Genomic DNA, 365 nt, shown 5'->3' with positions numbered 1-365 from the left:
ACGATCTCAGACGCGAGCAGATAATCGCAACCGGATAAGCGCATTGCACCGAGGGCCATATAAACACATTCGACCGAGACAACAGCGAGAACACCTTAGCCCAGAACCCAGCCGCCACCGTCACGACCTAGACGAACATCCAAAAGGAATTCCACCTCAGCAGCGCCGACCCGACCCTGGTCGGCGTCGACAAGGTGGTCACCATCGGCCGCACCAACTACGACGTCGCCGATCAGCTGTCGAACCTCGGCATGGAAGCGACCGCCGCGCGCACCGCGTACCGTCCGAGAAATGGTCGAGCGCTGCCAGCAGGCACTGCCGCTGCCGGACCTGATGGCCTGGCTGCTGGAGCAGGAACCCGAGGG

The 365-nt window shown here is 62.5% G+C and carries 1 protein-coding gene; it reads right to left on the bottom strand.

What is annotated here, in order from left to right; translation table 11 throughout:
- Window positions 1-95: 95 nt before the first annotated feature.
- On the bottom strand, window positions 96-365 hold a 270-nt coding region (locus U8L64_RS20210), incomplete at its 5' end, for a hypothetical protein (RefSeq protein WP_442965257.1).

It is taken from the genome of Pseudomonas sp. FIP_A4, assembly GCF_036701605.1.
In the GTDB taxonomy this organism is placed as follows: Bacteria; Pseudomonadota; Gammaproteobacteria; order Pseudomonadales; family Pseudomonadaceae; genus Stutzerimonas; species Stutzerimonas phenolilytica.
This window is presented reverse-complemented; position numbering and strand designations above follow the sequence as displayed.